Here is a 4632-nt window from a genome sequence, read left to right on the forward strand (position 1 = left end):
GGGCTGCGTGCCGTTATGAAAAAGGGATTTCCCGAAATATTTAAAGAACTGGATGCGGATATTTTCTGTCTACAGGAAACGAAGCTACAAGCCGGTCAAATAGAAATGGACCTGCCAGACTATGAACAATACTGGAATTATGCCGATAAAAAAGGCTATAGCGGCACGGCAATTTTTACGCGTATAAAACCGCTTTCCGTCTCTTACGGTATGAATATTGATGAACATGACCATGAAGGACGCCTTATTACCTTAGAGTTTGAAGACTTCTATTTTATTACCTGTTACACCCCCAACAGCCAAAGTGAATTAGCTCGCCTGGATTATCGGATGCGGTGGGAAGACGACTTTCGCAACTATGTGACCGAATTGAATCGAACCAAACCTGTCATTTTCTGTGGCGATTTAAATGTGGCTCACGAAGAAATAGATTTGAAAAATCCGAAGACAAATCGCAAAAATGCAGGCTTCTCCGATGAAGAACGAGCTAAAATGACCGAACTTCTCGCTGCCGGATTTACGGATACATGGCGCTACTTCTATCCCGACAAAAAAGGCGTCTACTCCTGGTGGTCTTATCGTTTTAAGGCCAGACAGAACAACTCCGGTTGGCGTATCGATTACTTCATTACTTCATCCGCTTTAGACAGTCGCTTAAAAGAAGCCCTTATTTATACGAATATTGAAGGCAGTGACCACTGCCCTGTAGGTCTGGTCATCGAATAGTATAGTTTGACTCCGTGAAAACAGCCGTGTTACAATAAAATCCGGCATGCGAGTGTGGCGGAACGGCAGACGCACCGGACTTAGGATCCGGCGTCTTACGACGTGAGGGTTCAAATCCCTCCACTCGCACCAAAAAAGCTGTGCCCTACAAGGCACAGCTTTTTCATTTCATCAAGTTTGTTAACTTACGAATCTATAAACCGACATCGACGACACCATGATCATAATCTTCCAGGACGATATCATGGACAACCATGTCGCTGCGATGTACTCTATCAAGCATCTTGGAACGAGCCGTTGTAATAACATTGTCACTATGTTTTCCGCCGAACCAGGCAAACTTGGATGCACCGATGGTATAGGTTAAGGTCGCATAAGGTCCGTTCAAATGGAGTGAATTCGTCTGATACCCTGCATTCAAAGTGAGATGCGGGGTAATATGTAATTCCGCACCGAACTTCATCCCCCTGACAGCCTCCCTGCGATCCAATTTCCCATAGCCTACCCGTACGGCAGAGCGGCCGCGCCAGTTATAATAGTCCGCATAAACACGAGCCCATCGAACATTTTTAAAGGTCCGTGCATAGCCGATATCAAAACCGCTTGCAGCAACATTTTCTACCAGCTTCCAATGATTTTCATAATCAACTATAGCATAATCATAAAGACTGGTATCGGGATCCCTGCCATAGGGATATAATCCTGTCGGATCACCTAAAATAATGCTTCGACCGTATAACCCTATATATTTTCTGTTATGAGTCCCTAAGTTACGGTATATATTGGCATACACTTCATTATATCCCGCAACATATTCTATGCCGCCGCTAATCCGCTTGTAGCCATTCTTGAACGCGTGGTCATAAAAAGCATTCGCCCCCACGTAAGAATGTTCATGTTTGCTGAGACGGCGATACCCGACACCGACATTCGCCGTGACGCCTAGGGATTCCTCTTTATTTCTTTGACGTTCATGTATCGTAAAGGTACCTGCCGGCCTAGCCGGAATCCAATAGTTACTTAATTTACTGGAAGATATTTTTTCACCGCTACGACCGATACGCCCCTGCACAAAGACAACGCTCTTGGAATTTTCATCATAATGAGTGATCGGTTGTAAGGTCTCAATATAGAATTTATTTAACTCAGTGGATTTAGATTTATCCGAAGTGACGGTAGACGGGCGATCATAAGTAAAATTATGCCACCTGTGACCAGCAGTTTCTTCAGTAGATTTCGGTCCGATACCTATAACTACATCAGTGCGATCCATCCACGTCGAATGAACGGCCTCCCGTTTTGCTTCATCTACTGCCGTCCGGCCAACTCCTATCTCATTCGTGTCTTGAATGTTCGCCGCTATTCCGGGGCCACTGAATGAACAACAGGCTATAGTCCCCAAGACGGCTGCCTTCATGATTAAAGTTTTTTTCACTGTATATCTTCTCCCGATTATATTAACAATAAAATCTCCACTTTATTCTTATTGTATATACAAATTCAATCACAGTCAACACTATTATGCATAATAAAGCTATACAGTTATGATAATTTTCACATAAAATAAACGGCTCTTTTGCAAATGTCGGTAGCTAACTAACCGACGATTTTTTCTCGGCGACGAACGCCATTGTGTTCGTCGCCGTTTTTTGGCTCAACAACAGGATACGGGTTCGGAAGCAGCCATCGATTTTACAGTAGAAACGGGTAATAAATTCCCCTTTAATATGTCAGCACCTGTTCGATACTGACCCCAACATTTATTATAGAACCTTTTTGTTTATATCTGCTTTTTAGTTGACTATTGTATTCTTATTTAATATGATAAATGTGCGATTAATCGGTATTGCATCTCATTTTTTGTTATAGACTTAATCGCTGCGTATCCCCACGGTTTTACGGCTTTTGCCTAAAAATATATTCAAGGAGTGATTCCCATGAACAAGAAAAAAATCAGTGCTCTCGTCATGGCCGGCCTTTTGGCTTGCACCTTTATGGCAGGCTGCGGCAACTCAAACGGTGACAAGAGCGGCGACAATGCAAAGCAGGAACAAAAGAGCCCGGAAATGCAGGCATACGAAAAATTCCTGGCCATCCCTATGGGTGCTTCGTATGATGACGTAAAAAAAGCACTCGGAAGCGAAGGTACCTTGTCTACGGAAAATGAAGTAGCCGGCATTAAAACACAGGCCTATGACTGGAAAGAAGGCACTACGGGTGTGACGGCTCTCTTCCAAAACGGAGCCCTGATCACCAAGGCCATGGTCAGCCCGAGCTTTTTCAAAGCTAACGGGGAAACGATTAAACTCGACCAGTTTAACAAGGTACAACCCGGCATGACTTACGACCAAGTAAAAGAAACCCTGAATAACCGCGAAGGTTATTTGTTAAGCGATGCCGAAATAATGGGTACGAATGCAAAGGTTTATATTTGGATGAACGACGACCAGTCAAGCGTACAGCTCACCTTTACAAATAATACGGTAAGTGCCAAAGCACAATCCAATTTAAAATAGGAAAAAAAACACAAAACGGTTCGGTCTGTTGACCGAACCGTTTTACTTTTATCTATGATTTATACTTGGCAAATTCTTTTTCCAAAGCAGGCATAGCTTCAAACAAGTCACCGACAATGCCGTAATGAGCGAATTCGAAAATAGGTGCATCCGGATCCTTATTGACGGCAATAATCATAGGCGCTTCAGCTAAGCCCAACTTATGCTGAATAGCACCGGATATCCCTAAGGCAATATAAATCTTAGGAGCAATCTTCTTCCCTGTAATACCGATTTGCTGGTCATGAGTTGCCCAACCGTTATCTACAAGGGGTTTCGACACACCCAAGGCTGCACCGACGGATGCTGCAAATTCCTTTACCTTTTCAAAGCCTTCTTCATCACCTACACCGCGACCGGCACCGACGACAATATCCGCCGTCTCAACAGTAAGTTCCTGTTCTTCTACCGGTAAGGGTTCAAAAGAGACAACTTCCTGCAAAGCCTTCTGCCCCTGTAAGTCCACCTTTTCATGAAGAACTTCGCCGCTACGAGACGAGTCAAGTTTATTACCACGGAATATCTTGGCACTTACAGTCGCTAACTGAGGCCGTGTCGTCGTCAAAATCTTCACATACAGCTTGCCCGTAAAGGCCGGTCGAATCCATGTAATGTCATCTCCGTCACCTTCATAGCGGCAATCGATGCAATCGGCTACAAGTCCCAAGTCGGCAGCAGCCGATAAGCGACCTCCCAAATCTCTGCCGTTATAGGATGCCCCGATTAAAAGAACGTTCGGTTCATACTTTTCGATTAATTCCCGAACCGCCGTCGTATATAAGGACGAATCATAAGACTTCAGTTCTTCATTATCCACAACTAAAGCGCAGTCGGCACCGTAACCGATAGCTTCTTTTGCTGCCGCTTCTTCTCCCGATAAGACGAGAGCTACCAGCTTTTTCCCCTTGGCATCCGCCAGTTCGCGGCCCTTACCCAAAAGTTCCTGACTGATTTGTTCGACCTTACCGTCTTCCGTTTCAATATATACCCAAACACTTTGTTTGATATCCATTTACGATTCCCTCCTTATACGATATGGTCGGCGGCCAATTTTTTGAATAATTCGGCTATAGCCGCCTTTTCATCGGCACCTTCAATTATAATACCTACTGTATGTTTTTCCGGTGCAAAGACGCCCGCAACGGCAGTAGCCGATCCGGCCTTCCCCGCTTCTTCGGGAGCTAACCCCAAATCTTCTAACCGCCAAGTATCAAAAACGGCTTTCTTCGCATTCATTTTACCTCTGATATTAGCGGATCTCGGAGTATTTGCCGTTTCGGATACGGAGCATACCAGCGGCAGAGGGGCTTTTACCTTTTCCGTGCCGCCGCGATTTTTACGCGTAATAATC

The 4632-nt window shown here is 44.6% G+C and carries 5 protein-coding genes and 1 tRNA gene; 3 read left to right on the top strand and 3 right to left on the bottom strand.

Translation table 11 applies throughout. The features are described from left to right. Window positions 1-726: exodeoxyribonuclease III (locus tag PGX78_RS06270; RefSeq protein WP_270445924.1), on the top strand; the 726-nt coding region annotated here is incomplete at its 5' end. Window positions 727-774: 48 nt separating this feature from the next. Beyond that, window positions 775-858 (top strand) — tRNA-Leu (locus PGX78_RS06275). A gap of 61 nt (window positions 859-919) precedes the next feature. Here the strand turns inward: PGX78_RS06275 and PGX78_RS06280 are convergent. Continuing rightward, window positions 920-2161, bottom strand: coding sequence for an inverse autotransporter beta domain-containing protein (locus PGX78_RS06280; protein ID WP_270445926.1), 1242 nt, complete (start codon window positions 2159-2161; stop codon window positions 920-922). Between the two features lie 502 nt (window positions 2162-2663). On the opposite strand from PGX78_RS06280, the gene PGX78_RS06285 reads away from it, so the two are divergent. Next, window positions 2664-3242: a DUF3862 domain-containing protein gene (locus PGX78_RS06285; protein WP_270445927.1), complete on the top strand. Its 579-nt coding sequence runs from the start codon at window positions 2664-2666 to the stop codon at window positions 3240-3242. Window positions 3243-3294: 52 nt separating this feature from the next. Here the strand turns inward: PGX78_RS06285 and PGX78_RS06290 are convergent, their stop codons facing one another. Further along, window positions 3295-4293: an electron transfer flavoprotein subunit alpha/FixB family protein gene (locus PGX78_RS06290; RefSeq protein WP_270445928.1), complete on the bottom strand. Its 999-nt coding sequence runs from the start codon at window positions 4291-4293 to the stop codon at window positions 3295-3297. Window positions 4294-4307: 14 nt separating this feature from the next. After that, the coding region (locus PGX78_RS06295) for an electron transfer flavoprotein subunit beta/FixA family protein (protein WP_442864804.1) at window positions 4308-4632 on the bottom strand (325 nt) is incomplete at its 5' end.

The organism is Megasphaera sp. AF13-6AC (genome assembly GCF_027685385.1).
Lineage (GTDB): Bacteria > Bacillota > Negativicutes > Veillonellales > Megasphaeraceae > Megasphaera > Megasphaera micronuciformis.